20 protein-coding genes are annotated in these 25,015 nt (G+C 68.7%); 12 read left to right on the top strand and 8 right to left on the bottom strand.

The window, feature by feature from the left end:
* Positions 1 to 29: 29 nt before the first annotated feature.
* On the top strand, positions 30 to 4,565 hold the full coding sequence (gene gltB / locus ACK41C_RS04575) for a glutamate synthase large subunit (RefSeq protein WP_409653901.1): 4,536 nt from the start codon (positions 30 to 32) through the stop codon (positions 4,563 to 4,565).
* A gap of 62 nt (positions 4,566 to 4,627) precedes the next feature.
* On the opposite strand, the gene ACK41C_RS04570 is transcribed toward gltB, so the two are convergent.
* The gene (locus ACK41C_RS04570) at positions 4,628 to 6,610 is read right to left on the bottom strand and encodes a transglycosylase domain-containing protein (protein WP_409650940.1); all 1,983 of its coding nucleotides are present in this window, start codon (positions 6,608 to 6,610) and stop codon (positions 4,628 to 4,630) included.
* A gap of 303 nt (positions 6,611 to 6,913) precedes the next feature.
* Here ACK41C_RS04570 and ACK41C_RS04565 point away from each other — a divergent pair, with 303 nt between their 5' ends.
* The 11 genes from ACK41C_RS04565 to ACK41C_RS04515 all read left to right on the top strand — a co-directional run bounded on the left by ACK41C_RS04565 (position 6,914) and on the right by ACK41C_RS04515 (position 16,458).
* The gene (locus ACK41C_RS04565; RefSeq protein ID WP_409650938.1) at positions 6,914 to 7,252 is read left to right on the top strand and encodes a CC_3452 family protein; all 339 of its coding nucleotides are present in this window, start codon (positions 6,914 to 6,916) and stop codon (positions 7,250 to 7,252) included.
* 140 nt (positions 7,253 to 7,392) lie between these two features.
* Complete coding sequence (locus ACK41C_RS04560; protein WP_409650937.1) at positions 7,393 to 7,683, top strand: hypothetical protein; 291 nt, start codon at positions 7,393 to 7,395, stop codon at positions 7,681 to 7,683.
* 196 nt (positions 7,684 to 7,879) lie between these two features.
* The gene (locus ACK41C_RS04555; RefSeq protein WP_409650935.1) at positions 7,880 to 8,434 is read left to right on the top strand and encodes a F0F1 ATP synthase subunit delta; all 555 of its coding nucleotides are present in this window, start codon (positions 7,880 to 7,882) and stop codon (positions 8,432 to 8,434) included.
* Between the two features lie 4 nt (positions 8,435 to 8,438).
* Positions 8,439 to 9,974 (top strand): F0F1 ATP synthase subunit alpha, encoded by a 1,536-nt coding sequence (gene atpA / locus ACK41C_RS04550; protein WP_409650933.1) that lies wholly within the window; start codon positions 8,439 to 8,441, stop codon positions 9,972 to 9,974.
* Positions 9,975 to 9,982: 8 nt separating this feature from the next.
* Positions 9,983 to 10,612, top strand: a complete 630-nt coding sequence (locus ACK41C_RS04545; RefSeq protein ID WP_409650930.1) for a pseudaminic acid biosynthesis-associated methylase — start codon at positions 9,983 to 9,985, stop codon at positions 10,610 to 10,612.
* 8 nt (positions 10,613 to 10,620) lie between these two features.
* Positions 10,621 to 11,490, top strand: a complete 870-nt coding sequence (locus ACK41C_RS04540) for a F0F1 ATP synthase subunit gamma (protein ID WP_409650928.1) — start codon at positions 10,621 to 10,623, stop codon at positions 11,488 to 11,490.
* Between the two features lie 19 nt (positions 11,491 to 11,509).
* The gene (gene atpD / locus ACK41C_RS04535) at positions 11,510 to 13,045 is read left to right on the top strand and encodes a F0F1 ATP synthase subunit beta (protein ID WP_409650926.1); all 1,536 of its coding nucleotides are present in this window, start codon (positions 11,510 to 11,512) and stop codon (positions 13,043 to 13,045) included.
* 6 nt (positions 13,046 to 13,051) lie between these two features.
* A complete protein-coding gene (locus ACK41C_RS04530) occupies positions 13,052 to 13,318 on the top strand; it encodes an ATP synthase F1 subunit epsilon (RefSeq protein ID WP_409650924.1) in 267 nt (88 codons plus the stop codon).
* A 103-nt stretch (positions 13,319 to 13,421) separates the two neighbouring features.
* The gene (locus tag ACK41C_RS04525) at positions 13,422 to 14,045 is read left to right on the top strand and encodes a hypothetical protein (protein ID WP_409650922.1); all 624 of its coding nucleotides are present in this window, start codon (positions 13,422 to 13,424) and stop codon (positions 14,043 to 14,045) included.
* A 104-nt stretch (positions 14,046 to 14,149) separates the two neighbouring features.
* On the top strand, positions 14,150 to 14,473 hold the full coding sequence (sugE, locus tag ACK41C_RS04520; RefSeq protein ID WP_409650920.1) for a quaternary ammonium compound efflux SMR transporter SugE: 324 nt from the start codon (positions 14,150 to 14,152) through the stop codon (positions 14,471 to 14,473).
* Between the two features lie 56 nt (positions 14,474 to 14,529).
* Positions 14,530 to 16,458 (top strand): S9 family peptidase, encoded by a 1,929-nt coding sequence (locus ACK41C_RS04515; protein WP_409650918.1) that lies wholly within the window; start codon positions 14,530 to 14,532, stop codon positions 16,456 to 16,458.
* Between the two features lie 4 nt (positions 16,459 to 16,462).
* Here ACK41C_RS04515 and ACK41C_RS04510 read toward each other — a convergent pair whose 3' ends face one another.
* From ACK41C_RS04510 to ACK41C_RS04480, 7 genes are all read right to left on the bottom strand, one after another.
* A complete protein-coding gene (locus ACK41C_RS04510; RefSeq protein ID WP_409650916.1) occupies positions 16,463 to 17,224 on the bottom strand; it encodes an alpha/beta hydrolase in 762 nt (253 codons plus the stop codon).
* On the bottom strand, positions 17,221 to 17,715 hold the full coding sequence (locus ACK41C_RS04505; protein ID WP_409650914.1) for an RNA pyrophosphohydrolase: 495 nt from the start codon (positions 17,713 to 17,715) through the stop codon (positions 17,221 to 17,223). The genes ACK41C_RS04510 and ACK41C_RS04505 overlap by 4 nt, the downstream gene beginning before the upstream one ends.
* A gap of 9 nt (positions 17,716 to 17,724) precedes the next feature.
* On the bottom strand, positions 17,725 to 18,879 hold the full coding sequence (locus ACK41C_RS04500; protein WP_409650912.1) for a divergent polysaccharide deacetylase family protein: 1,155 nt from the start codon (positions 18,877 to 18,879) through the stop codon (positions 17,725 to 17,727).
* A gap of 54 nt (positions 18,880 to 18,933) precedes the next feature.
* Positions 18,934 to 19,410: a YaiI/YqxD family protein gene (locus ACK41C_RS04495; RefSeq protein WP_409650910.1), complete on the bottom strand. Its 477-nt coding sequence runs from the start codon at positions 19,408 to 19,410 to the stop codon at positions 18,934 to 18,936.
* An 81-nt stretch (positions 19,411 to 19,491) separates the two neighbouring features.
* On the bottom strand, positions 19,492 to 22,404 hold the full coding sequence (locus ACK41C_RS04490; protein ID WP_409650908.1) for a TonB-dependent receptor domain-containing protein: 2,913 nt from the start codon (positions 22,402 to 22,404) through the stop codon (positions 19,492 to 19,494).
* Positions 22,405 to 22,653: 249 nt separating this feature from the next.
* On the bottom strand, positions 22,654 to 24,042 hold the full coding sequence (locus ACK41C_RS04485; protein WP_409650906.1) for a S41 family peptidase: 1,389 nt from the start codon (positions 24,040 to 24,042) through the stop codon (positions 22,654 to 22,656).
* 60 nt (positions 24,043 to 24,102) lie between these two features.
* Positions 24,103 to 25,014 (bottom strand): murein hydrolase activator EnvC family protein, encoded by a 912-nt coding sequence (locus ACK41C_RS04480; RefSeq protein WP_409650904.1) that lies wholly within the window; start codon positions 25,012 to 25,014, stop codon positions 24,103 to 24,105.
* Between the last annotated feature and the right edge of the window lies 1 nt (position 25,015).

Raw genomic sequence — 25,015 nt, 5'->3', positions numbered from 1 at the left:
GCATGACCGAACTTCCTTACTCCGCGGGGATGAGCGGCATGGAGCGCTACCTCGCCAATCGCCAGCGGTTGATCGACGCCCACGCCTATGACCCCGCCAGCGAACGCGACGCCTGCGGCGTGGGTCTGGTCTGCGCGCTCGACGGGCAGCCGCGGCGCGAGGTGGTCGAGCTCGCTATCCGCGCCCTGAAGAGTGTCTGGCACCGGGGGGCCGTCGACGCCGACGGCAAGACCGGCGACGGGGCGGGCGTGCTGGTCTCCGTGCCGCAGGACTTCTTTGCCGACCAGGTGGCGCGGATCGGCCACAAGCTGCGGCCCGGCCCTATCGCGGTCGGCCAGGTCTTCCTGCCCCGCAATGACTTAGGGGCCCAGGAGGCGGCGCGCACCATCGTCGAATCTGAGGCCCTGCGGTTCGGGTTCTATATCTATGGCTGGCGCCAGGTGCCGGTCGACACCTCGGTGATCGGCGAGAAGGCCAACGCCACGCGGCCGGAGATCGAGCAGATCATGCTCTCGCCGCCGCCGGGCCTGGAGGGCGAACCACTGGAGCGAGCGCTGTTCCTGTGCCGCAAGCGCATCGAAAAGCGCGTCGCCGCCGCAGGCATCGCCCATTTCTACATCTGCTCCTTCTCGGCTCGGCAGCTGATCTACAAGGGCATGTTCCTGGCCGAGCACATCGACGCCTTCTATCCCGACCTGACCGACGAGCGTTTCGCCGCGGCTGTGGCGATCTTCCACCAGCGCTATTCCACCAACACTTTCCCGGAATGGCGGCTGGCCCAGCCGTTCCGGATGCTGGCCCACAACGGCGAGATCAATACGCTCAAGGGCAACGTGGCCTGGATGAAGAGCCACGAGATCCGCATGGCGGCCGACGCCTTCGGCGAGATGGGCGAGGACGTGAAGCCGGTCATCCAGCCGGGCGGCTCCGACTCAGCGGCGCTGGACAACACCTTCGAGGTGCTGGTCCGCGCCGGGCGCGACGCGCCCATGGCCAAGGCCCTGCTGATCCCCGAGGCCTGGGCGGCCCGATCCGAAGAGCAGATCAAGCCTGAGCACAAGGCGCTCTACGCCTATTGCAACGCCGTGATGGAGCCGTGGGACGGGCCGGCGGCGGTCTGCGCTTCCGACGGCCGCTGGGTGGTGGCCGGCAAGGACCGCAACGGCCTTCGCCCCCTGCGCGTCGCCTATACCGACGACGGCCTGCTGATCATGGGCTCCGAGGCCGGCATGTGCCGGGTCGAGGAGTCGCGCATCGTCCGTAAGGCCCACATCTCGCCTGGGCGCATGATCGCCGTGGACCTGGCCGAGGGCCGCCTCTACGGCGAGGAGGAGATCGTCGACCACCTGGCCGCCCGCCATCCCTACGACCAGTGGCTGGGCAACATGGTCGACCTGGAGCCGCGTATCGGCGAAGGGCCGGAGCCTCGCGCCTACGGCCGCGAAGAGCTGACCCGCCGTCAGGCGGCCGCCGGCCTCAGCCTGGAGGACCTCGAACTCATTCTCGCGCCCATGGTGGAGGAGGGGAAGGAGGCCGTCGGCTCCATGGGCGACGACGCGCCGCTGGCGGTGCTGTCGGAGCAGTACCGGCCGCTCAGCCACTTCTTCCGGCAGAACTTCAGCCAGGTGACCAATCCGCCGATCGACTCCCTGCGGGAGACGGCGGTGATGAGCCTGAAGACGAGGTTCAAGAACCTCGGCAACATCCTGGCCCAGGACGAGGCCCAGACGGACGTCTTCGTGCTGGAAAGCCCGGTCCTGACCACCGGCATGTACCGGCGCATCGTCGACATCATCGGCGAGAAGAATGTCGCGGTCGTCGACTGCACCATGCCGATCCCGGCGTTGGAAAGCCGTCCCGGCGACGCGCTGAGGGCCAATCTCGACCGCATCCGGTCCGAGGCGGAGGATGCGGCCCTGCGCGGCTGCGCCACCATCGTCCTGACCGACGAGGGCGCCGGCCCTGACCGGGTGGCCCTGCCGATGATCCTGGCGACCGGGGGGGTGCATGCCTCGCTGGTGGCCAAGGGCCTCCGCTCCTACGTCTCGATCATCGTGCGCTCGGCCGAATGCCTGGATACGCACTATTTCGCCGTGCTGGTCGGCGCTGGCGCCACGGCGGTGAACGCCTATCTGGCGCAGGAAAGCTTCCAGGATCGGCTGGAGCGCGGGCTCTGCGGCGAGCTTTCGCTGCGGGACGTCTGTCTGAACTACAAGCGCGCCATCGAAGGCGGGCTTCTGAAGATCATCGCCAAGATGGGGATCGCGGTGATCTCCTCCTATCGTGGCGGGCTGAACTTCGAGGCGGTGGGCCTGTCGCGCGCCCTGGTGGCCGAATTCTTCCCGGGGATGCCCTCGCGCATCTCCGGCATCGGCCTCGCCGGGATCGAGGCCAAGACGGTGGAGCTGCACCGCAGGGCCTGGAACCCGGCCGCCCTGGCCCTGCCGGTGGGCGGCTTCTACAAGGCCCGGCGTTCGGGAGAGACCCACGCCTTCGAGGCGCGGATGATCCACACCCTGCAGTCGGCCTGCGACCGTGGCGACTACGGGCTCTACAAGCGTTTCTCCGAGGGCATGGACCGGGCGCCGGCCATACAGTTGCGGGACCTGCTCGATGTGCGCAGCTCCGAACGCCCGGTTGCCTTGGACGAGGTCGAGAGCGTCAACGAGATCCGCAAGCGCTTCGTCACACCGGGCATGAGCCTCGGCGCCCTCAGCCCCGAGGCGCATGGCGTGCTGAACATCGCCATGAACCGGATCGGAGCCAAGAGCGTCTCCGGCGAGGGCGGCGAGGACCGCTCGCGCTACCGGCCGCTGCCCAACGGCGACAACCCCAACTCGGCGGTCAAGCAGATCGCCTCCGGCCGGTTCGGCGTCACCGCCGAGTACCTGAACCAGTGCCGCGAGATCGAGATCAAGGTCAGCCAGGGCGCCAAGCCCGGCGAGGGCGGCCAGCTGCCCGGCTTCAAGGTGACGGAGCTGATCGCACGCCTGCGCCATTCCACGCCGGGCGTGATGCTGATCTCGCCGCCGCCGCACCACGACATCTATTCGATCGAGGACCTAGCCCAGCTCATCTACGACCTGAAGCAGATCAATCCGGACGCCCGAGTCTGCGTGAAGCTGGTGGCCATGACCGGCATCGGCGCCATCGCCGCCGGCGTCGCCAAGGCCAAGGCCGACGTGATCCTGATCTCGGGCAATGTGGGCGGTACGGGCGCCTCGCCCCAGACCTCGATCAAGTATGCCGGGGGGCCGTGGGAGATGGGCCTGTCGGAAGCCCATCAGGTGCTGACGCTGAACAACCTGCGCCAGTCGGTGATGCTGCGGACGGACGGCGGCATCCGCACCGGCCGCGACGTGGTCATCGCCGCCATGCTGGGGGCCGAGGAGTACGGCATCGGCACGGCCTCCCTGATCGCCATGGGCTGCATCATGGTGCGCCAGTGCCATTCCAACACCTGCCCGGTGGGGGTCTGCACCCAGGACGAGGCCCTGCGGGCGAAGTTCTCCGGCAGCCCGGAGAAGGTCATCAACCTCTTCACCTTCATCGCCGAGGAGGTGCGCGAGATCCTCAGCCGGCTGGGCTTCAAGTCCCTGCGCGAGATCGTCGGCCGCACCGACCTGCTGCAGCAGGTCAGCCGCGGCGGCGAGCATCTGGACGACCTCGATCTCAACCCCCTGCTGGTCCGCGCCGATCCGGGGCCGAACAAGCCCTATTGCACGGTCGAGGGCCGCAACGAGGTGCCCGACACCCTGGACGCCCAGATCGTGCGCGACGCCGCCCCCCTGCTGGAGCGGGGCGAGAAGATGCAGCTCACCTACACGGTCCGGAACACGGCCCGGGCCATCGGGGCGCGCATCTCCTCCCACATCGTTCGCCGTTTCGGCATGGACGGCTTGGCCGACGGCCACCTGACGGTGCAGCTGAAAGGCTCGGCGGGCCAGAGCCTGGGCGCCTTCGCCGTCCAGGGGCTGCGGCTCGAACTGATCGGCGAGGCCAACGACTATGTGGGCAAGGGCCTCTCCGGGGCGACCATCGTCATCCGCCCCGCGCCCCAGCTCGCCGCGCCGGAAGCCAACGCCATCCTCGGCAACACCGTGCTCTACGGGGCCACCTCGGGAAAGCTGTTCGCGGCTGGTCTGGCCGGCGAAAGGTTCGGCGTGCGCAACTCCGGTGCGGTGACGGTGGTCGAGGGCGTGGGCGCCAACGGTCTGGAATACATGACCGGGGGACGCGCGGTCGTCCTCGGCCCTGTGGGCTTCAACTTCGCCGCGGGCATGACCGGGGGCATGGCCTGGGTGCTGGATCTGCACGACCGCTTCCCGACGCGCCTGAACGGCGATAGCGTCGTCGCCCGCCGCGTGGCGCACCCCTACTGGGAGGCCGAGCTCAAGGCGCTGGTGGAGGCCCATGCCCGCGAGACCGGTTCGGCCTTCGCCGAGGGGGTGCTGCGCGACTGGGACCGCTATCTGCCGAAGTTCTGGCAGGTGATCCCCAAGGAGATGATCGGCCGGTTGGACGCGCCGCTGGAGGCGGAGGAGCGGGTCCACGCCCGCGCCTGATCCTCAGAGCACTTTCCGCCGAAGTGGATGCCGGTTCGGCGAAGAAACTGCCCTGAATTCGCTCAGTAGGGCGGGGTCTCGGCCGGTGCGCGCTCCGGCGGCGCCTGACGGTTCCCGCCGCCGATCAGGTCGGCCACTCCGTCGATGATGTCGCCGATGGGATCGGGCGCCGGCGGCTCCGGCTCCGGCGCCTCGCCGCCGGGAATCGGCTGGGCCTTCAGCCGGGGCAGGGCGGCGGCCATGAAGTCGCGCCAGACGCCGGCGGGCGCTCCGCCGCCGCTTACCCGGCGCATGGGCGAATTGTCGTCCTTCCCGACCCAGACGGCGGTGACGAAGCCGCCCGTATAGCCGACGAACCAGGCGTCGCGATAATCGCTGGTGGTGCCGGTCTTGCCCGCCAGATCGTAGCCGGCCACCCGCGCCCGCGCGCCGGTGCCCGAGGTCACCACCTGGCGCATCATCTGGTTCATGTACTGAAGGGCCGGCGTGCCGATCACCTGCTGGCGCGCAGGCTTGCCGACATCGTGGTCGTAGAGCACCCGCCCGCTGGCGGTGCGGATCCGCTGGATGCCGTAGCCCTTGGCCAGGAAGCCGCCATTGGCGAAGGGCGCATAGGCCTGGGCCATCTCCAGCGGGCTCACCTCCACCGCGCCCAGCGCCATCGAGGGATCGAGCTGGATCGGGGAGGCGATGCCCAGCCGCCGGGCGGCGGCCGCGACATTGCCGGTGCCGACTTCGTTGGCCAGCCGCGCGGCGACCGTATTGATCGACTGGGCGAGCGCCGTCTGCAGGGTCATGGGCCCGCGGAAATCGTTGGTGTAGTTGCGTGGCTCCCAATTGCCGATGCGGATCGGCTCGTCGACCACGGGCGTGGCCGGCGTGCGGCCGCTTTCCATGGCGGCCAGATAGACGAAGGGCTTGAAGGCCGAGCCGGCCTGGCGCCGCGCCGAGGTGGCCCGGTCGAACTGGCTCTGGGAATAGGAGACGCCGCCCACATAGGCTCGCACGCGGCCCTCGCCGTCCAGAGCGACAAGCGCCCCTTGCTCGACGCCCTGGCCCTTGGCGGCGGTGACGCCGCTGCGCAAGGCCTGCTCGGCGGCGGCCTGGATGGGCAGGTCCAGGGTGGTCTCCACCACCAGGTCCTCGGTCGGCTCGCCCACCAGGCTGCGGACCTGGTCGTCGACCCAGTCGATGAAATACTGCGCCCGCTGGTTGGCTAGGGTGGGATTGACCCGGACGGGCGTCTTGATCGCCTCGGCCCGCTGCTCGGGCGTGATGGCGCCGGTGCGGACCATTTCGTTCAGCACGATGGTGGCGCGCCGCTCCGCGCGCTCGGTGGAGGCGACCGGGGAATAGCGCGACGGGCCCTTCATCATCCCGGCCAGAAGGGCGCTCTCGCCGATGGTGAGCTCCGACGCCGGTTTCCCGAAGTAGCGCTGAGCGGCCGCTTCGATTCCGTAGGCGCCGCCGCCGAAATAAACCCGGTTCAGATAGAGGGCGAGGATTTCGTCCTTGGAGAAGCGGGCTTCGAGCCACACCGCCAGGATCAGCTCCTGGACCTTCCGTCGATAGTTTTGGGCGGGCGTCAGGAAGAGGTTGCGCGCCAGCTGCTGGGTGATGGTCGAGCCGCCGCGCAAGGGACCGCTCTTGCGCTGCAGGTTGTAGATCTGCGAGCGGACGATGCCCCAGGGATTGAAGCCGGGATGCCAGTAGAACCAGCGGTCCTCGATGGCGATGAAGGCCTTCGGCACGTAGGGCGGCAGGGCGTCCAGGTCGACCGGCGGCGCGTACTGGCTGCCGCGCACCGCCACCAGGGCGCCGGAGCGGTCGAGGTAGGAGACCGAGGGCTGGCGCTCCACGTCATAGAGCTTGGAGGTGTCGGGCAGGTCGGCGGCGAACACCGCCAGGAAGGCGACCAGGAAGATCGCCGCCCAGACGCCGAGCACCGCCGTCCAGTAGAGGAACGCCTGCAGGGGCGTGCGGCGCGGGCGCTGGGGTTTGCGCGGGCCTTGGGGCTGGCGCGGGCCGGCGCCGGATCTGGCCATGTGCTTGCTCGAGTCCGCCGATGATGTCCCCGCCCGCGGGGCTGATACTCCAGCCGCACAAAATCCGCCACGTGATTAACGGGGGATGAATCCCTACGGTCCGGCCCTTTGCGAGACCTCTGCATTTACGCATGGCGGAGTTGCGAAAAAAATCGGTTGCCCTCGATCTTAACACCGTTATCTTAGCGATGCTTAGTTCGCGGCGCGCAGCGGGTGGGGATACCTGCGGCGAATCCCCGCCTCGGGCTCGGCCGGACCCTCTTGGGGGTTCGCCCATCTCCCCGAACCGCTGGAGGGCTTTCCATGAAGCTCCAAACCCTCGCGGCCGCCTGCGCGGCGCTCGCCACTGTCACCTTCGCCGGCTCCGCCATGGCCGGCGACGCCATCACCGCCAAGCTGCAGACCCCGGTCGCGGCCAAGACCAAGCTGATCGCCGGCGGCGCCGTCTTCAACTGCGAAGGCGACACCTGCGTGGCGGCCGCCCCGTCCTCCCGCACCTTCGCCACCGCCACCTGCAAGGACCTGGCGAAAAACGTCGGCGTGGTCGAAGCCTTCGGCGGCGTCCGCAAGCAGCTCGACGGCGACAAGCTCGGCCAGTGCAATGCTGCGGCCCTGCCCGCGACCCAGGTCGCCGACCGCTAATCTTCCAAAGGATCCAGGTTCGCGCACCGGTCTAGGCGCGCCTCCCAGCCGCTAGTTCAGTCGAGCCTGAAACTTCGGGCGCCGGGCGATGCCCCCGGCGCCCTTTTCTTTTCCGCAAGTCCGCTTAAGAGACGCCGCCGATGACCGATCAGATCCTGCGGCGGCAAGCCCGCCTGCCCGACGCCCCGGCCGCCGCCGCCCGCCTTCTCGAACCGCTCCTCGCCGAGGCTGCGGGCGAGGGCGCAAGGCCCGTGTCCCTGACCCTGGACTACGGCCCTGCGGCCGATCCCGGCGCGGCGGTGGCGCTGGAGGCCTGGATCGAGCGGGCGACCCGCACCCTGGTCTTCGCCGGCGCGCGAATCCTGGACGCCGAAGGCGCGGTTCTGGCGGCCGGTTCGGCCATCTTCCGCCGTTCGGAACAGGCGGCTTAGAGCCTTCCGGGCAAGGACCTGGCCGCGGGTTCGGTTGCGACGCCGAAAAACGCGTGCTATCAGGCGCGCGGCTTAGGGCCAGGGGGTTTCAACGGCTTCCCGGCCGACGTGCTTTTCCTAGCGCTTTCAAGCCTTTAGGTCGCATCGAGGGGGTTCCTTCGTTGCGGCTCTTCAAACGCACCGGGCGGACAATTAAGTGGCGGACGATTCCAAGGCTTCGAATGTGGGCGGCAGATATGCGCAGGCCCTGTTCGATCTCGCGAACGAACAAGACAAACTGGCGGCCGTCGAGGCCGATCTGAAGTCCTTCAAGGCCATGCGCGCCGACAGCGCGGATCTGCGGACCCTTCTCGCCTCGCCGGCCTTTACGGCCGAGCAGAAGGTCAAGGGGCTGAGCGCTATCGCCGACAAGGCCGGCTTCGACCCCATCACCAAGAAGTTCCTGGGCCTGGTGGCCGCCAACGGCCGCTCCTCGACGCTGCCCGCGGCGGTCGTCGCCTTCGAAAGCCTGGCGGCCGCCGCGCGCGGCGCGGTCTCGGCCCAGGTGACCACCGCCCTGCCGCTGACCGCAGCCCAGGCCAAGGGCGTGGCCCAGGCCCTGCGCGCCGCGCTCGGCAAGGATCCCGAAATCGAGACCCGCGTCGATCCGTCCATCCTGGGCGGCATCAAGGTGCGGGTCGGCTCCCGCCTTTTCGACGCTTCGCTCCGCTCGAAGCTCGATTCCCTGAAATTCGCCCTGAAGAGAGCGTAAGCCCATGGATATCCGCGCCGCCGAGATTTCGGCCATCCTCAAGTCGCAGATCGCCAATTTCGGCGAGGAAGCCGACGTTTCCGACGTCGGCCAGGTGCTGTCGGTCGGCGACGGCATCGCCCGGGTCTTTGGCCTCGACAATGTCCAGGCGGGCGAAATGGTCGAGTTCCCCAAGGCCGGCGCCAAGGGCATGGCCCTGAACCTCGAGCGCGACAATGTCGGCGTCGTGATCTTCGGCGACGACCGCGCCATCGCCGAGGGCGACGAGGTCCGCCGCCTGGGCGAGATCGTGGACGTGCCGGTGGGCAAGGGCCTGCTGGGCCGCGTGGTCAATCCGCTGGGCGAGCCGATCGATGGCAAGGGCCCGATCCAGAACGTCGCCGAGCGCCGCCGCGTCGACGTGAAGGCCCCGGGCATCATCCCGCGGAAGTCGGTGCACGAGCCGGTCCAGACCGGCCTGAAGGCGATCGACTCCCTGATCCCGATCGGCCGTGGCCAGCGCGAGCTGATCATCGGCGACCGCCAGACCGGCAAGACCGCCATCGCCATCGACGCCATCCTGAACCAGAAGTCGGTGAACGCCGGCGACGACGAGAGCGCCAAGCTCTACTGCATCTACGTCGCCATCGGTCAGAAGCGTTCCACCGTCGCCCAGATCGTGAAGACGCTCGAGGAGCGCGGGGCGCTGGACTACACCATCGTGGTGTCGGCCACGGCCTCGGAACCGGCTCCGCTGCAGTTCCTGGCCCCCTTCGCCGGCTGCGCCATGGGCGAGTGGTTCCGCGACAACGGCATGCACGCCGTGATCATCTATGACGACCTTTCCAAGCAGGCCGTCGCCTATCGCCAGATGTCGCTGCTGCTGCGCCGCCCGCCGGGCCGCGAAGCCTATCCGGGCGACGTCTTCTACCTGCACTCCCGCCTGCTCGAGCGCGCGGCCAAGCTGAACGAGGACAATGGCGCGGGCTCTCTCACCGCCCTGCCGGTCATCGAGACCCAGGCCAACGACGTGTCGGCCTATATCCCGACCAACGTGATCTCGATCACCGACGGCCAGATCTTCCTCGAGACCGACCTCTTCTTCCAGGGCATCCGCCCTGCGGTGAACGTCGGCATCTCGGTCAGCCGCGTGGGCTCCTCGGCCCAGATCAAGGCGATGAAGCAGGCTTCGGGGCCGATCAAGGGCGAGCTCGCCCAGTATCGGGAAATGGCCGCCTTCGCGAAGTTCGGCTCCGACCTCGACGCTGCGACTCAACGTCAGCTCGCTCGCGGCGAGCGCCTGACCGAGCTCCTGAAGCAGCCGCAATATTCGCCGCTGGTGGTCGAAGAGCAGGTGGCGGTGATCTACGCCGGCACCCGCGGCTATCTCGACGGCGTGCCGACCGCCGACGTCGGCCGCTTCGAATCCGAGCTTCTGGCGCTGCTGCACGGCAAGCACCAGGGCCTGCTGGATGCGATCCGCACCAAGAAGGAGCTCACCTCGGATCTCGAGGCCGAACTCCGCGGCGTGCTGGACGCCTTCGTGAAGAGCTTCGCCTGAGCCGAGGGATGACCGACCACCCCAAAGCGCTGCACGCCTGGTCCGGCGAGTTCGGCGATCGGTATACGGAGCGCAACGCCGCTTCGGCCGACGCCGTCCGCGGCCGCGCGCGCGTCTGGGGCGAGGTCTTCCGCCGGATGGACGGCGACATGCCGAAGAGCGCCCTGGAGATCGGCTCCAACGTGGGCCTGAACCTGCGGGGCATCCAGGCTCTGTCGTCGATGGAGCTCTGGAGCATCGAGCCCAATCCGGCCGCGAACAAGAAGCTGGCGGCCGACGGCGTCCTGCCGGAAGAGCGGATCTTCGAGGGCTTCGGCCATGCGATCCCGCTGGCCGACGGGGCGGTGGACATGGCGTTCACTTCCGGAGTGCTGATCCATGTGGATCCCAGCCTCCTGGAGCAGACGCTGCGCGAGATCCACCGCGTGGCCGCCAAGTACGTCTTCTGCGCCGAGTACTTCTCGCCGAAGGCCGAGAGCATCCCGTACCGGGGTGAAACCGACCTCCTGTTCAAGAACGACTTCGGCTCGCTTTACATGGATATGTTCCCTGACCTGAGGCTGGTCGATTACGGGTTCTTCTGGCGACGGACGACCGTGATGGACGACAGCACCTGGTGGTTGTTTAGAAAGGGCTGAGAGCGGGGATGGCCAGCCTCAAGGAAATGCGCAATCGGATCGGAAGCGTGAAGGCCACGCAGAAGATCACGAAGGCGATGCAGATGGTGGCGGCGGCGAAGCTGCGCCGCGCCCAGGAAGCGGCCCAGAACGCCCGGCCCTACGCCGAGCGGATGGCCGCGGTGATCGCCAACCTGGCGGCCGGGGTTTCCGGCGACGGGGCGCCGAAGCTGCTGGTGGGCACCGGCCAGAACCGGCGTCACCTGCTGATCGTCGCCACCGCCGACCGTGGCCTGGCCGGCGGCTTCAACACCGGCGTCGTCCGCGCCGCGCGCGAGAAGATCAACGCGCTGCAGGGCGAGGGCAAGGAGATCCGTCTCATCACGGTGGGCCGCAAGGCGCGCGACCAGCTGCGCCGGCAGTATGCGGAGCGCATCGCTGCCAGCTTCGAGGCCGGACAGTCGCCCTCACTCGCCACCGCCCAGCAGGTGGCCGACAAGGTGACCGAGCTGTTCGAAGCGGGCGAGATCGACGTGGTCACCCTGGTCTTCTCGCAGTTCAAGTCGGTGGTGTCCCAGGTGCCGACCGTGCGCCAGCTGGTGCCGGCGGTGGTCGAGGGCGGCAAGACCATCGACCTGAAGGGCGCGGCCTATGAATACGAGCCGGACGAGGAGACCATCCTCGAAACCCTGCTGCCGCGGAACCTGACCACCCAGATCCTGGCCGCCATGCTCGAGAACCAGGCCGGCTTCTTCGCGGCCCAGATGGCCGCCATGGACAACGCCACCCGCAACGCCGGCGACATGATCGCCAGCCTCACCCTGCAGATGAACCGTGCACGCCAGGCGCAGATCACCAAGGAGCTGATCGAGATCATCTCCGGCGCCGAAGCGCTCTAGACCGAAAGAGTTGGACCCCATGGCTACGACCCCGAAGGCTCCCGCCAAGAAGACCGCGGCTCCGAAGGCCGCCGCCGCCAAGAAGGCGCCCGCCCAGGCCGCCGCCGCGCCCGCCGCGGGCGTCGCCACCGGCCGCATCGCCCAGATCATCGGCGCTGTCGTCGACGTCGAGTTCGACGGCCACCTGCCGGCGATTCTGAACGCGCTGGAGACCACCAACACCGACCAGCGGACCGGACAGCCCTTCCGCCTGGTGCTGGAAGTGGCCCAGCACCTGGGCGAGAACACCGTCCGCACCATCGCCATGGACACCACCGAGGGCCTGACCCGCGGCCAACCCGTGGTCGACACCGGCAAGGGCATCACGGTTCCCGTGGGCCCGGCGACGCTCGGCCGCATCATGAACGTCATCGGCGAGCCGATCGACGAGGCCGGCCCGATCGCCTCGGACTTCGCCTCGGTCATCCACCGCGAAGCCCCCTCCTTCGCCGAGCAGTCCACCTCCGCCGAGGTGCTGGTCACCGGCATCAAGGTCGTCGACCTGCTCTGCCCCTACACCAAGGGCGGCAAGATCGGCCTGTTCGGCGGCGCGGGCGTCGGCAAGACCGTGACCATGCAGGAGCTGATCAACAACATCGCCAAGGCCTACGGCGGTTACTCCGTGCTGGCCGGCGTGGGCGAGCGGACCCGCGAAGGCAACGACCTCTACCACGAAATGATCGAGTCCGGCGTGAACCAGGCCGGTGGCGGCGGCGAGAGCCGCTGCACCCTGGTCTACGGCCAGATGAACGAACCCCCGGGCGCCCGCGCCCGCGTCGCCCTGACCGGCCTGGCCCAGGCGGAGTACTTCCGCGACCAGGAAGGCAAGGACGTGCTCCTCTTCATCGACAACATCTTCCGCTTCACCCAGGCCGGTTCGGAAGTGTCGGCCCTGCTGGGCCGCATCCCCTCGGCCGTGGGCTATCAGCCGACGCTGGCCACCGAGATGGGCAACCTGCAGGAGCGCATCACCTCCACCAACAAGGGCTCGATCACCTCGGTGCAGGCCATCTACGTGCCCGCCGACGACCTGACCGACCCGGCGCCGGCCACCTCGTTCGCCCACCTGGACGCGACCACCGTTCTGAGCCGCGACATCGCCGCCCAGGGCATCTTCCCGGCCGTGGACCCGCTGGACTCCACTTCGCGGATCCTCGATCCGCTGGTGATCGGCGAGGAGCACTACACCGTCGCCCGCCGCACCCAGGAGATCCTGCAGCAGTACAAGGCGCTGAAGGACATCATCGCCATTCTGGGCATGGACGAGCTGTCGGAAGAGGACAAGCTGATCGTGGCCCGCGCCCGCAAGATCCAGCGCTTCCTGTCGCAGCCGTTCCACGTGGCCGAGCAGTTCACCAACCTGCCGGGCGTGTTCGTGTCGCTGGAAGACACCGTGCGTTCGTTCAAGGCGATCTGCGACGGCGAGTACGACCACCTGCCCGAGCAGGCCTTCTACAACGTCGGCGCCATCGAAGACGCGGTGGCCAAGGCCGAGCAACTGGCTGCGGAAGCCTAAGCGGATATGGCCGAGAAGCTTCACTTCTCCCTGGTCTCGCCGGAGCGGCAAGTGTTCTCCGGCGAGGTCGACCAGGTGGATGCGCCGGGGTCGGAAGGCGACTTCGGCGTGCTCGCCGGTCACGCCCCCTTCATGACCGCCCTCAAGGAAGGTCAGGTGAAGGTCCACAACGGCGGCCATGTGACGGTGTTCGAGGTGCGCGGCGGGTTCGCCGACGTCACGCCCGAAGGCCTGACCATCCTGGCCGAGCACGCGGCGGAAGCCGCGGCTTGAACACGCAGCGGCCCCGCTCGGGCCGCATTGATGGCCCACACCCCTTGCAGGGGACGGCCACATTCGCTTGTGTGTCACAGTATCGAGTCAGGGGAACGCCGTCATGCGCATTGCCATCGCCAGTCTGATCGCCTTGGGGTTCGCCGCCACGGCCGTGGCCCAGGAAGCGCCGGAAACGCCCGCGCCTGCGGAAGCCGCGCCGGAGGCCGCCGCGCCCGAGGCTCCGCCGGCTGAGCAGCGCACCTACACCCTGCCGACCACCGGCGCGGAAGGCCAGATCATCGACGTGATCAACCGGGTCTGCAAACCGCTGGTGAAGGGGGGCGACCTCGACCAGTTGGCGCGAGGCCTGGGCTATAAGAAGAACCGTCGCGAGGGGACCTACACCGCCACCCTGGTGGAGAAGCCCTATACGCTGACCATCTGGCCGCAGGGCTCCAACAAGGACGTCTGCCGCCTGACGATCAACTATCCGATTGACGGCGAGAAGCCGATCATCGTCGGCCTGAACATCTTCTCCTACCTGCACCAGCCGGAGCTGGTCCAGCAGCGCAACGACTATGTGCCGGCCACCGACTATAAGCGGATCACCAACTCCTGGGAGTTCTACGACGACCGGGAATCGATCGGCCTGGTGTTCCTGCAGCTGAAGAAGCCGGACGGCTCCCCGGTCAACGCCAAGTGGGACACCGGCGAGATCCTCTATTCGGAGCGCAAGTTCCAGTAGGTTCTCCCCCGGCCCGCAGGCCTCACGAGTTCCAGGCGCCGGGGACGACCCCGGCGCCTTTCTCTTGATCCGGGGACGACCCCAAAGCTTGCGAGGTTCCGCCCATGGCGTGGATCGTCCTGTTCGTCGCCGGCCTGTGCGAGATCGGCTGGGCCGTGGGCCTGAAATATACCGACGGCTTCACCAGGCTCTGGCCTACGGTCTTCACCGGCGCCAGCCTGATCGTCTCCATGGCCCTGCTCGGCCTGGCGGTAAAGACCCTGCCGCTCGGGACCGCCTACGCTGTCTGGACGGGCATCGGCGTGGTCGGCACGGCGGTGCTGGGCATCCTCCTATTCAAGGAGCCGACAACGGCCGCGCGGCTTCTGTGCCTCGGCCTCATCGTCGTCGGCATCCTGGGCCTGCGCCTGCTGTCGCCCGGCGATTGACGGCGGCGTTGCGGCGCCGTTCGCTGCGCCCTTCGATTCTTCGGAGCCCGACGCCCATGACCCTGCGCGCCCTGTGCCTCGGCGCTACCCTCGTCCTCGCCTGCGCCGCATCCGGCCTGGCGGCCGAGCCTGTCCGCCGGGAAGCCGGTCAGCTCGTCTATGAGGACGTACCCGAAACCCCCGCGGCGCTCAGGGCGGCGATCGCCCCCTATTACAACACCCGCTCGGCGGTGTTCGAGGATTGGCTGGCCGACGGCTCGATGCTGATCGCCACCCGGTTCGGCGACACCAACCAGATCCACCGCGTGGCCGCCCCGGGCGCCGCCCGCACCCAGCTCACCTTCTTCGCCGAGCCGGTGAACCAGGCGAAGGCCCAGCCGGGACAGGCCCGTTTCCTCTATCCCCGCGACGAGGGCGGGGCGGAATACTACCAGGCCTATCTGCGCGACCTCGCCGGCCGCGAGACGGCGATCACCGCGTCTGGCACGCGCAATGGCAATTTCGTGTTCTCGGGCGATGGCCGCCTTGTCGCCTGGAGCCAGGTGACCCCGGGCGACCCCAACTACGACATCCTGCTCGCCGATCCAGCGGCGCCGGACGGGCGGCGCGTGGTGCTCGAGGGGGAAGGGGCGATGGCCCCGCTCGACATCTCGTCCGATGGAACGGCGATCCTGGTCAGCCGCTACAACGCCGCCACCCATGTGGAGCTGTTCGTCCTGGAGGTCGCCAGCGGCGCGCTGACACCGGTCGGGCCCCAGGGACGCAAGGTCGCCTATGCGGGCGGCGCCTTCGCCGATGGCGGCCGCAGCATCGTGGTCCTGTCCGACGATCGTTCGGACGTGACGCGGCCGGTGGTCTTCGACCGCGCCACCGGCGCCATGCGCGACCTGGCGCCCGGCGCCAAGTGGCCGGCCGAGGAGATGGACCTGTCGCCGGACGGCCGCACCCTGGCCTACGCCGTGAACGAGGAAGGCTATTCGCGCCTGGTGCTGAAGGATGTGGCGACCGGCCGCGACCTGGCCGCGCCCGACCTTCCGAAGGGCGTGCTCACCGGCCTCGGCTTCTCGAAGGACGGCGGCAAGCTGGGCTTCGGTCTTTCGACCTCGACCGGCGCCGGCGACGCCTGGAGCTGGGACCTGGGGGCGGGCCGGCTGGAGCGCTGGACGCAGAGCGAGCTGGGCGGCCTCGATCCCGACCGGCTGGTGGAGCCGGAGCTCTTCCGCTACCGCAGCTTCGACAAGCGCTCGATCCCGGCCTTCATCTATCGGCCGCCCGGCGTGTCGGGAAAGCTGCCGGTGATCGTGCAGATCCACGGCGGGCCGGAAAGCCAGGAGCTGCCCAGCTTCAACCCGCGCCGCCAGTCCTGGGTGAACGAGGTGGGCGCAGCGGTGATCATCCCCAATGTCCGCGGCTCTTCCGGCTATGGAAAGGCCTATCTCGACCTCGACAACGCCGAAAAGCGCGAGGATTCGGTGAAGGATATCGGCGCGCTCCTGGACTGGATCGCCCAGCAGCCGGACCTGGACGCCAGCCGCGTGGCCGTGGTGGGCCAGTCCTATGGCGGCTACATGGCGTTGGCCGTGGCGGCCCACTACAACGACCGCATCGCCGGCGCGATCGACCTCTACGGCATTTCCAACTTCACGACCTTCCTGGAGAACACCGAGGGCTATCGTCGCGATCTGCGGCGGGCCGAATATGGCGACGAGCGGGATCCGAAGATGCGCGCGGTGTTCGAGCGCATCTCGCCGCTCAACATGACGGCGCGGATGAAGAAGCCGATGATGGTCTATCAGGGCGCCAACGACCCGCGCGTACCGGCCTCGGAGTCCGAGCAGTTGGTCGCCCGGCTGCGCGGTCAGGGCACGGAGGTCTGGTACGTGCTCGCCAAGGACGAAGGCCACGGCGTCGCCCGCAAGCCCAACGCGGAGGCCGTCCGCGCTGTCGAGATCCAGTTCCTGCGCAAGGTGCTTGGCGCGGACTAGGGTCTCAAACCCCCACCCGTAGGCTTGTCAGCCAGGCCAGCGTCTCGTCCGCCACGCCCTCCCAGCCGGGCTCGCCCACCAGCCAGTGGCTCATGCCGCGGGCCAGGCGGAATTCGGCGCCGAGCCGTTCGGCCGTCAGGCGCACCGTGGCCGGCGGATGGACGACGTCGCTCTCGCCGGCCAGCACCAGCGTCGGCGCCGAAGCCGCGCCGGGACCGAGGCTGGTGGTCATGAACGGGTCCAGCCACCAGTTCAGCGTTTCCCAGAGCGCCCGGCCGCTCTCGGGCCGAAGCCGCGCCAGGGCCGCCTCCCGCATGGGGTGCGGCGCGCGGTCCAGGCTGAAGCGGCGGGCCAGGCTGCGGTCCGGCGACACCGCCTGCGCCCAGAACGGCCCTAGCATGTGCAGGCCGAAGGCGGTGGCCGCTTCTTCGACCGAGGACCCCGCCACCCCCCAAGGGGCCGAGGGCGCCAGCAGCACCAGGGCCCGCACCGGCGCGCGCCGGGCTGCGAGCGCGGCCACGAGCCCGCCCAGCGAATGGCCGATCAGCACCGGTGGTTGGGCCTGGGCGGCGCAGAGGGCGGCGATGTCGCGGGCGTAGTCGCTCATGGAGAGACCGGCCACGGAAGGCGCAGGCTCGTCCGGGCCATGGCCCGGAAGGTCGGGCGTCAGCACCCGCAGGCCGGCGGCCTCGAACGGCTGTCGGAAGGCTTCGAAGGCCCAGGCGCCGCAGAAAGCGCCGTGGACCATGATCGCCGTCCCGCTCACGCCGCCCGCCCGGGGCGGCCGGCGAAGTCCTGGAACGCCGCGACCACCGCCTCATAGACCGGTCGCTTGAAGGGCACGATCAGCTCCGGCGCCTCGGCCAGGCGTCCCCAGCGCCAGGCGTCGAATTCCGGCTCGCCGTGGGCGGCCAAGTCGATCTCGGCCTCGCTGCCGTCGAAGCGCAGGGCGAACCAGACCTGCCGCTGCCCCTTCCATCCGCGCGCCTTGGAACCGGCGTGTTCGGCCGGGAAGTCGTAGGCCAGCCAGCCGTCGGTCCGGCCCAGCAGGCTTGTCGTGATCACACCGGTCTCCTCCGCCAGCTCCCGGCGAGCCGCGGCCAACAGGTCTTCGCCCGGATCGACGCCCCCTTGCGGGAACTGCCAGTTGTAGGGGCCGGGCGTGCCTGCCCGCCGCCCCAGCCAGACGCCGCCGTCGGGGTGGAACAGCACGACGCCCACATTCGGGCGGTAAAGCTTCAGGGTATGCTCGTCCATCGCACCTATCTAACGCCGACGCATGACGGCGGAAGCGGGCGCCAGCTGATAGCCGCGGGATTCGACCGATTCCGCCCACTTCTGCGCCTGAACCAGGGTCACCGGATAGGCGAAGCCGGAGGCGAGCGCCTGGCCGTATTGCAGGGCGCCGGCCTCCACCGCCAGGAACTGCTGGTCGATGGCCTCGCTGGAGAGCTGCTCGTCGACGATCCGGAAGGCCGAGGCGCGGGGGACTCCGCCGCCCTTGCGGGCCGCCTGGCCGTCGTCGATGAAGGCCAGGCCCCGGCTGCGCAGCGCGCCGGTGAAGGCGCTCATGGCCGGATCGGACGCCAGGAAACGCGAGCCGAGATAGTTGGTGACGCCGAAATAGCCGGTGGCGCGCGAGAGCACCCATTCCAGCTTCTTCACCGTGTCGGAGGCCGGGGCGTTGGCCATCAGGGTATAGGGACCGGGGTCGTTGTCGGGATAGTCCAGCGGCTCCATGGGCGTCTCGATCAGAACCTCGTGGCCGGCGGCGCGGGCGAGGTCGATCCAGCCTTGCAGCCCTTCGGCGTAGGGCACGAAGGAGAGCGTCACCTCCGGCGGCAGGTTGTCGATGGCCTGGCGGGTGGCGGTGGCGTTGAGGCCCAGGCCGCCGATCACCAGCGCCACCTTCGGCCGGCCGTTGGCGACGAAGGGCCGCGCATAGGCCTCGGCCGGCGTGCGCCCGTCGGCGCCGATCACCGGCAGGGGACCGTTCGGGCCGGGAACGTGCAGGCCGGCGATGGGGGCCGGCGGCAGCGGGTCGGCCGCCTGGAAGGCGCGCCCGCCGGGCAGGGTGATGACCGCCTGGCCGAAGGCGCCTTCCGCGCCGATGGGGGTTTCCGACAGGCGAAAGATGTCCTCGGTGACGCCGGCCTCGCCGGCGGCCGGAAGCGCCTCGCGCCAGCCTGGCGGAGCGGCCTCTGCGGCGGTCTTGGCCAGCGAGATGCGCACCACCGGCGCGCTGGCCCGCGGATCGCCCAGCAGGGCGACCACGGCGAGGAGTGTGACGAGGAACAGGGCGAAGGCGCCGACGGCGCCCACATAGGGGTTCTGCAGGGTGCGCAGCACCGCTTCGGGCAAGACGGCTCCGGCCGGAGCGGGCGCCGCGGCGGCCGGGATCAGGGGCTTCTTCGAGAACATGCGCAGGTGCGGACTCCTGGACCCCAGCCTCCGCCCTTATGGTTAACGAAGGGCTTAGGGCCGGCCCCGCCGAACGCGCTGGATCGCCGCATCCAGGGCCTGCAGGAAGCGGGAGCGGTCGTTGCGGTCGAAGGGTTTCGGGCCGCCGAGGGCCTCCCCGGTCGAGCGCAGCTGCTCCAGGATCGAGCGCTGGGCGAGCGCCATGCCAATGGAGTCGCGGGTGAAGGGCTTGCCGGTGGGCGCAAGGGCCTGGGCGCCGGCCTTCAGCACCCGGTCGGCCAGGGGGATATCGGCGGTGATAGCCACGTCGCCGGGCGCTACCCTCTCGGCGATCCAGTCGTCGGCGGCGTCGGGGCCGGCGTCGACGATCACCCGCTCGACCAGCGGCGTTTGTGGAACCGACATGACGCTGTTGGCCACCACGAAGACCTTCAGGCCGTAGCGCATCGCCACGCGATAGACCTCGTCCTTCACCGGGCAGGCGTCGGCGTCCACATAGATCTTCGTCGGTTTGACGGTCGTGAGCTCCATGCGCAGCGGTGTAGATGAGATGCCTGAAAAGAAAAACGCCGCCGGTTTCCCGGCGGCGTCGAAGTCGAGGAAGTCCTGAGCTCAGAAGCGCTTGCGCACGCCGAGCTTGTAGGTGCGGCCGTAGGGATTGCCGATGAACGGGTCGTAGCTCATCTCCAGCCGAGCCGCCGAAGGGTCGCGGTCCATGATGTTGAACACCGAGGCGGTGAGGGTCGTGTCCCACGGCAGTTCAGCCTGGTAGGTCAGATCGACGGTGTAGAAGTCCTCCACCTTCAGGCCGAACGTGACGGGCCGCAGCGCGCCGGTCGAGTCCTGGACCGAGATCGGCGCGCGGTTGTCGACCGCGCCGTCGATATAGGTCAGGTCCGCCCGGATGTTGTGCGGCCCCATCCGATACTCGGTATAGGCGTTGGCCCGCCACCGCGACACGGTTCCCGGGAACCGGTCGTAGTTGGTGAAGCCGCGCGCCTCATAGGCCGTGGAGACCAGGGCCCCGTTGTAGCGGAACTCGGCGATATCGTAGGTCAGGTAGTAGCTGAACGACGCACCGGCGGAGAAGATGCCGCCCATGACGTCGTCGGCGCGATAGTCGAGGCTGCCGTCGATGCCCGAGACCTTGATCTCGGGACCGTTCACCGTCTCAGACAGCACGCGCTGGATGTCGTTGCCCACGGTCACGCCTTGAACGCAGGCGTTGTTATTGTTGAAGGTGATGAGGCTGCGCAGCGGGCTGGCGCAGTTGACGAATTGGGTGCCATTGCCGACGCCGGCCACCGCGGTGGCGACGATGTTGGCCGGCAGCTGCACGATCTGGTCTTCGATCTTGAAGTTCCAGTAGTCGACGATGGCGCGGAAGCCGCCGGCCTGGAAGATCGCACCGATGTTGTAGGTGAAGGCCTTTTCCGGGCCGATGGCGGGATTGCCGGGGAAGTCGACGGACTTGAAGTTGTTGCCCGCCGCGATGATGCCCGAAAGGCCCGTGACAGCTGCAGTCGATCGGTTGCCCGCTGTTGGGCCGCGGAAGGTGGAGCCCACCGAGCCACGCAGGGCGAAGCTGTCGGTGATCTGCCACTTCAGGGCCAGCTTGGGATTGGTGGTCGAGCCGGTCTGGCCGCCATAGTCCTCGTAGCGGATGGCGAGTTGGGCGTTGATATTGTCGGTGATCGGCAGGCTGGACTCCGCGAAGAACGCGTAGACGGAGTCGTCCAGCGTCTGCGGCGTGCCCTGGCCCAGGAAGATGTAGGGGCCGGTCGGGAAGGCGCAGGTGGTGACGCCGGGGACGGGGCACGGCGTGACACGCTGGTCCTGGAACGGGCTGCGCAGGGTCGACTGGAACCGGGTGGCCCGATATTGGGCGCCGGCCGCCCAGCCGATTTCCCCGCCGGGCAGGCTGATCGGCAGCTGGCCGTTCAGGACCGCATCGACCACCAGCAGGTCCTGGTCCTGGGTGGTCTGCGAGCTGCGCTCATAGATCCAGTCCAGCAGCTCGGGACTGTTGGCGTTGGCCGACACATAGCCCGGGTTCGTCAGGCCGAGCGCCGGATTGCCCGCATAGCCGTTGGAGAACGGGTTGAACCACTGGCAACCGTTCGCGCCTGCGGTCGTGCCGGTGCAGCTCGGGCCCCCGAAGCCATTGAGGGCCAGCTGCAGTCGGTTGATGAAGATGTCCGGCGTATGCTGTTTGTTGCGCGTGCGCGAATAGGTGACCGCCGTGTCGTAGCCGATGCCCGCGATGCCAAGCTCGCCCGTCAGGCTAGCCGAGACGCGGTAGACGTCATAGTTGCGGTACCCGATCTGTCCGCCGTTGTCGTAGATCGGGTTGCCGCCCGCGCCCAAGGGGCGGAACAGGGTCAGCGAGATGCGGTTGGTGGCGGCGATCACACCCGCCGAGAGGCCGGCCTGCTGCATGGCCGTGAGGGCGCCGGGGTTCTGGATGGGGACGGAGAAGACGCCGACGCTTCCCGGCCCGTTCGGCCCCTGGATCGGGGGGAAGGCCGGTGAGAACCGCATGTGCGGAATGTCGGTCTTGGCGTAGTGCGCCTCGACGTGGAAACGCGTGGTCTCGTTCAGATCGACATTGAGTTCGCCGTAGATCTGGTAGCGGTCTTCATCCTCGATGACGTTGTCGAACGGGATGTAGGTGAAGAAGCAGGCGGGCGTCGTTCCGGAGAAGCCCGCATAGCCGCCCACGGCGCTGCAGTTGGCGTCCCTCTGCACGCCGGCCACGGGCGTCCCCGCCGCGCTCAGCGGCAGATAAGACGGCGGCTGTCCGAGGACCGACCACCCCGAAGGATTGGAAAGATAGCTCTGCTTGGTCCAGTCGCGCTCGGTGGAGCGAAGCTCCGACCGGTGCTGATAACCCGCCGTCAGGAGCAGGCTGGTGTTCTCTCCGACCCAGCCATAGGCCGCGCTCGCTGTGTAGTCGCCATCGGACCCCGGAACGTAGCGATAGTCTGCCGTGACCTCCAAGCCGGAGAAGTTTCGGCGGGTGATGAAGTTGACCACGCCGGAGATGGCGTCTGAACCGTAGGTGGCCGCGGCGCCGTCCTTCAGCACCTCCACCCGACCGACGGCGGCGACGGGAAGCAGATTGGTGTCGACACCGCCGCTGCCTGCGCCCGCGGACGCGACCGTCCGTCGCCCGTTGAACAGCACGAGCGTCCGTAGGGAACCCAAGCCGCGCAAGTTGACGGTGCCGGCGCCGACCTGGCCCTGGGCCGCGGTGGAGAACTGGTTGGAATCGCCCAGCACTGGTCCGCTGACCGGCAGAGACTTGATGAGGTCGATGGTGGTGGGCGAGCCGCGCCGCGCCAGCTCCTCGCTGGAGACCACCTCCACGGGCAGGGCGGCGTCTTCGGGCGTGCCGCGGATGAAGGACCCGGTGACCACGACCTCTTCGACCGTGGCGACATCCTGGGCGGAGGCTGCGCCGCCGAAGCCAAGCGCCATTGCCGCGGCGAGGGCAGACCCGCCGCACAGATAGACTTTTCTCACTCTCTTCCTCCCTTGTCGCTCAAGTCTGATTGCTGAGCGTTGACGTACCGCGTCATCAAACGCCGGTTGGTCAAAAGTCGCTATGGCGTCATTGCCGCACCTGCCAAATTGCGGCGAAAGTGCGCCTTTGCGGCAACACTGTTTCAGGAGGTTTGCGAAATATGGGCCGTGAAATGCGCAAGCGCGCCCGGCTTTGAACCGGGCGCGCAAATATTTTTCTTACAGCGCGCCAAAAATCCGGCGCGGCGGCTACTTCTTTTCAGAAGGCGGAACGCCGGCGGCCGCCGTCTTGGGCGCGACCACGGCGGCCATCTTCGGGGCCGGCTTGGGCAGCTTCGGGGTCGCGGCCACCGAACCGTAACGCAGGACGTCCTTGGCGCGGGCCAGTTGGAAATCGTCCTTGGCGTCGAAGCTTTCCGGAGGCGCTTCGGCGGGTTCGTGGGCCCCGATGCGCTTCTTGCCCTCCTCGGCGTTCAGCGCGTTGCGGAACGAGGCCTCGGAGAACTGGAAGCTGCGGTTGGCGATCCGCTGGGCCTGCTCCCGGCTCTCGGCCACCTCGAGATCGGGGGAGATGCCGGTCTGCTGGATCGATCGTCCGGAAGGTGTGTAGTAGCGGGCGGTGGTGAGCTTCAGCGCCCCGTCCATGCCGCCGCGAAGCGGGATCACGGTCTGGACCGAGCCCTTGCCGAAGGAGGTCAGGCCCACGACCTCGGCCCGCTTGCGGTCCTGCAGGGCGCCGGCCACGATCTCGGCGGCCGAGGCCGAACCGTCGTTGATCAGGACCACCATGGGCAGGCCGCCGACGGCGTCGCCGGGGCGGGCGTTGTAGCGCTCGATGTCGCGCGGGTCGCGCCCGCGCTGGGAGACGATCTCGCCGCCTTCCAGGAACAGGTCCGCCACGCCTACGGCCTGGTCGAGCAGGCCGCCGGGATTGTTGCGCAGATCAAGCACCAGGCCCTTCATTTTCGGGTTCTTGGCGCGCAGGTCTGCCAGGGCGGCCTGGGCTTCGTCGGTGGTCTTCTCGTTGAAGGCCGAAATCCGCAGATAGCCGTAGTCGCCTTCCACGCGCGCGGTGGCCGAGCGCGGCTTGATCACTTCGCGGACGATCTTGACGTCGAAGGGCTCGGTCTTCTCGCGGGCGATGGTCAGCGTCACCGCTTCGCCCGGCCGTCCGCGCATCTGCTTGACCGCCTCGTTGACGGACAGGCCCAGCACGCTCTCGCCGTTCACGGCGGTGATGTAGTCGCCGGCCTTGACGCCGGCCTTGTGGGCCGGGGTGTCGTCCATCGGCGAGATCACCTTGACCACGCCGTCTTCGCTGGTGACCTCGATGCCAAGCCCGCCGTATTCGCCGCGGGTCTGGTCGCGCATGTCGTCGAAGCTGTCGGGATTGAGGTAGCCGGAATGCGGATCGAGGGAGTTCAGCATCCCGTCGATGGCCGCCTCGATCAGCTTGCGGTCGTCGACCTGGGTGACGTACTGCCGCTCGACGGTGTCCAGCACGTCGCCGAACAGCTCCAGCATCTTGTAGGTCTGGGCCCGGGGCTTGGAGGAGGCCAGCGCCTCCTGGCTCACATAGGCCATGGAGCCGGCGCCGAGGACGAAGGCCGAAGCCCCGATCAGAACGTACTTTCGCATATCCAGGCCTTTAAGCCTCCCTCGCGGCGAAACGGCGCCGCCCCGTCGTTCTTTCGGCCCCTAGCCGCCGACCGCGCCCCTCAAGGGGATGCGGCCCTCCGGCTCGCCGGCCTTTTCGATCTCGAGCCAGCGGGCCGGGTCCACCGGCGCGCCGCGGGCGCGGACCTCCAGATAGAGGTCAGATGGGGATAGTTTCCCATCCGGCATCCTTCCGACAGGCGCCCCGGCCGCGACCGATTGTCCGACGGCGACCGTCGCCCGATCGAGACCTGCCAATACGAGATGGTATCCGCCAGCCAATCTCAAGATCAAAATGACCCCCCAATCCTTAACAGGGGCCACATATTGCACCTGGCCCGCAGCCGGCGCCCTGACCGCGGCGCCTGCGGGCGCGGCGATGGTCATGCCCGCGGCGCGGCCGCCGCCGGAGAGTTCGTCGCCGAAGCCGCGCGCCAGTCGGCCGTCCACCGGCGTCAGCAGGCGCTCGGGCGGCGGGCCGAGGATCGCCGGCGGGCGGGCTGCGCCGGGCGGGGTGGCTTCCTCGATGGCGCGCTGCTCGGCCAGCTCGGAATCGGTGGTGAACAGCGCCTCGCTGGCCACCGCCGCCAGCCGCCGCTGGCGTGCGATTTCGGAGGCCTCGGCGGCGTGCTGCCGCGCCAGCTTCTGGAGCTCCGGGGTGATCGCCTTGACGAGGATGGCGGCCCGCACGGCCTGGGTGGCGTCCTCCGGGCTGACCAGCAGGGCCGGCGGTGGATCGCGGCCGAACATCTCGAGCGCCGTCAGCAGGCGGGCCAGGCGGTTGATGTTGCGGCCCTGCTCGGCGTTGAGAACGGTTTCGCGCAGGTTCAGCCGCTCGAGCCGCGCGCGCTCGTCGCTGGCCGCCAGGGCGAAGGCGGCGGTGGCCGCCGTCGCGGCCAGGGCCAGAGGGAAGACGGCGGCGCGTCGCATGGACCAGGGGTAGCGCGCACGCATC

The organism is Phenylobacterium sp. (genome assembly GCF_046290725.1).
In the GTDB taxonomy this organism is placed as follows: Bacteria; Pseudomonadota; Alphaproteobacteria; order Caulobacterales; family Caulobacteraceae; genus Phenylobacterium.
Note: the sequence above shows the minus strand (reverse complement) of the source record. Positions and strands in the feature narration are given on the sequence as shown.

Bases quoted from the DNA above. Each gene is read 5' to 3' on its own strand.
- gltB (WP_409653901.1), top strand. From the start codon at position 30: ATGAGCGGCATGGAGCGCTACCTCGCCAATCGCCAGCGGTTGATCGAC.
- ACK41C_RS04570 (WP_409650940.1), bottom strand. From the start codon at position 6,610: ATGGCCAGATCCGGCGCCGGCCCGCGCCAGCCCCAAGGCCCGCGCAAA.
- ACK41C_RS04565 (WP_409650938.1), top strand. From the start codon at position 6,914: ATGAAGCTCCAAACCCTCGCGGCCGCCTGCGCGGCGCTCGCCACTGTC.
- ACK41C_RS04560 (WP_409650937.1), top strand. From the start codon at position 7,393: ATGACCGATCAGATCCTGCGGCGGCAAGCCCGCCTGCCCGACGCCCCG.
- atpA (WP_409650933.1), top strand. From the start codon at position 8,439: ATGGATATCCGCGCCGCCGAGATTTCGGCCATCCTCAAGTCGCAGATC.
- ACK41C_RS04545 (WP_409650930.1), top strand. From the start codon at position 9,983: ATGACCGACCACCCCAAAGCGCTGCACGCCTGGTCCGGCGAGTTCGGC.
- ACK41C_RS04540 (WP_409650928.1), top strand. From the start codon at position 10,621: ATGGCCAGCCTCAAGGAAATGCGCAATCGGATCGGAAGCGTGAAGGCC.
- atpD (WP_409650926.1), top strand. From the start codon at position 11,510: ATGGCTACGACCCCGAAGGCTCCCGCCAAGAAGACCGCGGCTCCGAAG.
- ACK41C_RS04530 (WP_409650924.1), top strand. From the start codon at position 13,052: ATGGCCGAGAAGCTTCACTTCTCCCTGGTCTCGCCGGAGCGGCAAGTG.
- ACK41C_RS04525 (WP_409650922.1), top strand. From the start codon at position 13,422: ATGCGCATTGCCATCGCCAGTCTGATCGCCTTGGGGTTCGCCGCCACG.
- sugE (WP_409650920.1), top strand. From the start codon at position 14,150: ATGGCGTGGATCGTCCTGTTCGTCGCCGGCCTGTGCGAGATCGGCTGG.
- ACK41C_RS04515 (WP_409650918.1), top strand. From the start codon at position 14,530: ATGACCCTGCGCGCCCTGTGCCTCGGCGCTACCCTCGTCCTCGCCTGC.
- ACK41C_RS04505 (WP_409650914.1), bottom strand. From the start codon at position 17,715: ATGGACGAGCATACCCTGAAGCTTTACCGCCCGAATGTGGGCGTCGTG.
- ACK41C_RS04500 (WP_409650912.1), bottom strand. From the start codon at position 18,879: ATGTTCTCGAAGAAGCCCCTGATCCCGGCCGCCGCGGCGCCCGCTCCG.
- ACK41C_RS04495 (WP_409650910.1), bottom strand. From the start codon at position 19,410: ATGGAGCTCACGACCGTCAAACCGACGAAGATCTATGTGGACGCCGAC.
- ACK41C_RS04485 (WP_409650906.1), bottom strand. From the start codon at position 24,042: ATGCGAAAGTACGTTCTGATCGGGGCTTCGGCCTTCGTCCTCGGCGCC.
- ACK41C_RS04480 (WP_409650904.1), bottom strand. From the start codon at position 25,014: ATGCGTGCGCGCTACCCCTGGTCCATGCGACGCGCCGCCGTCTTCCCT.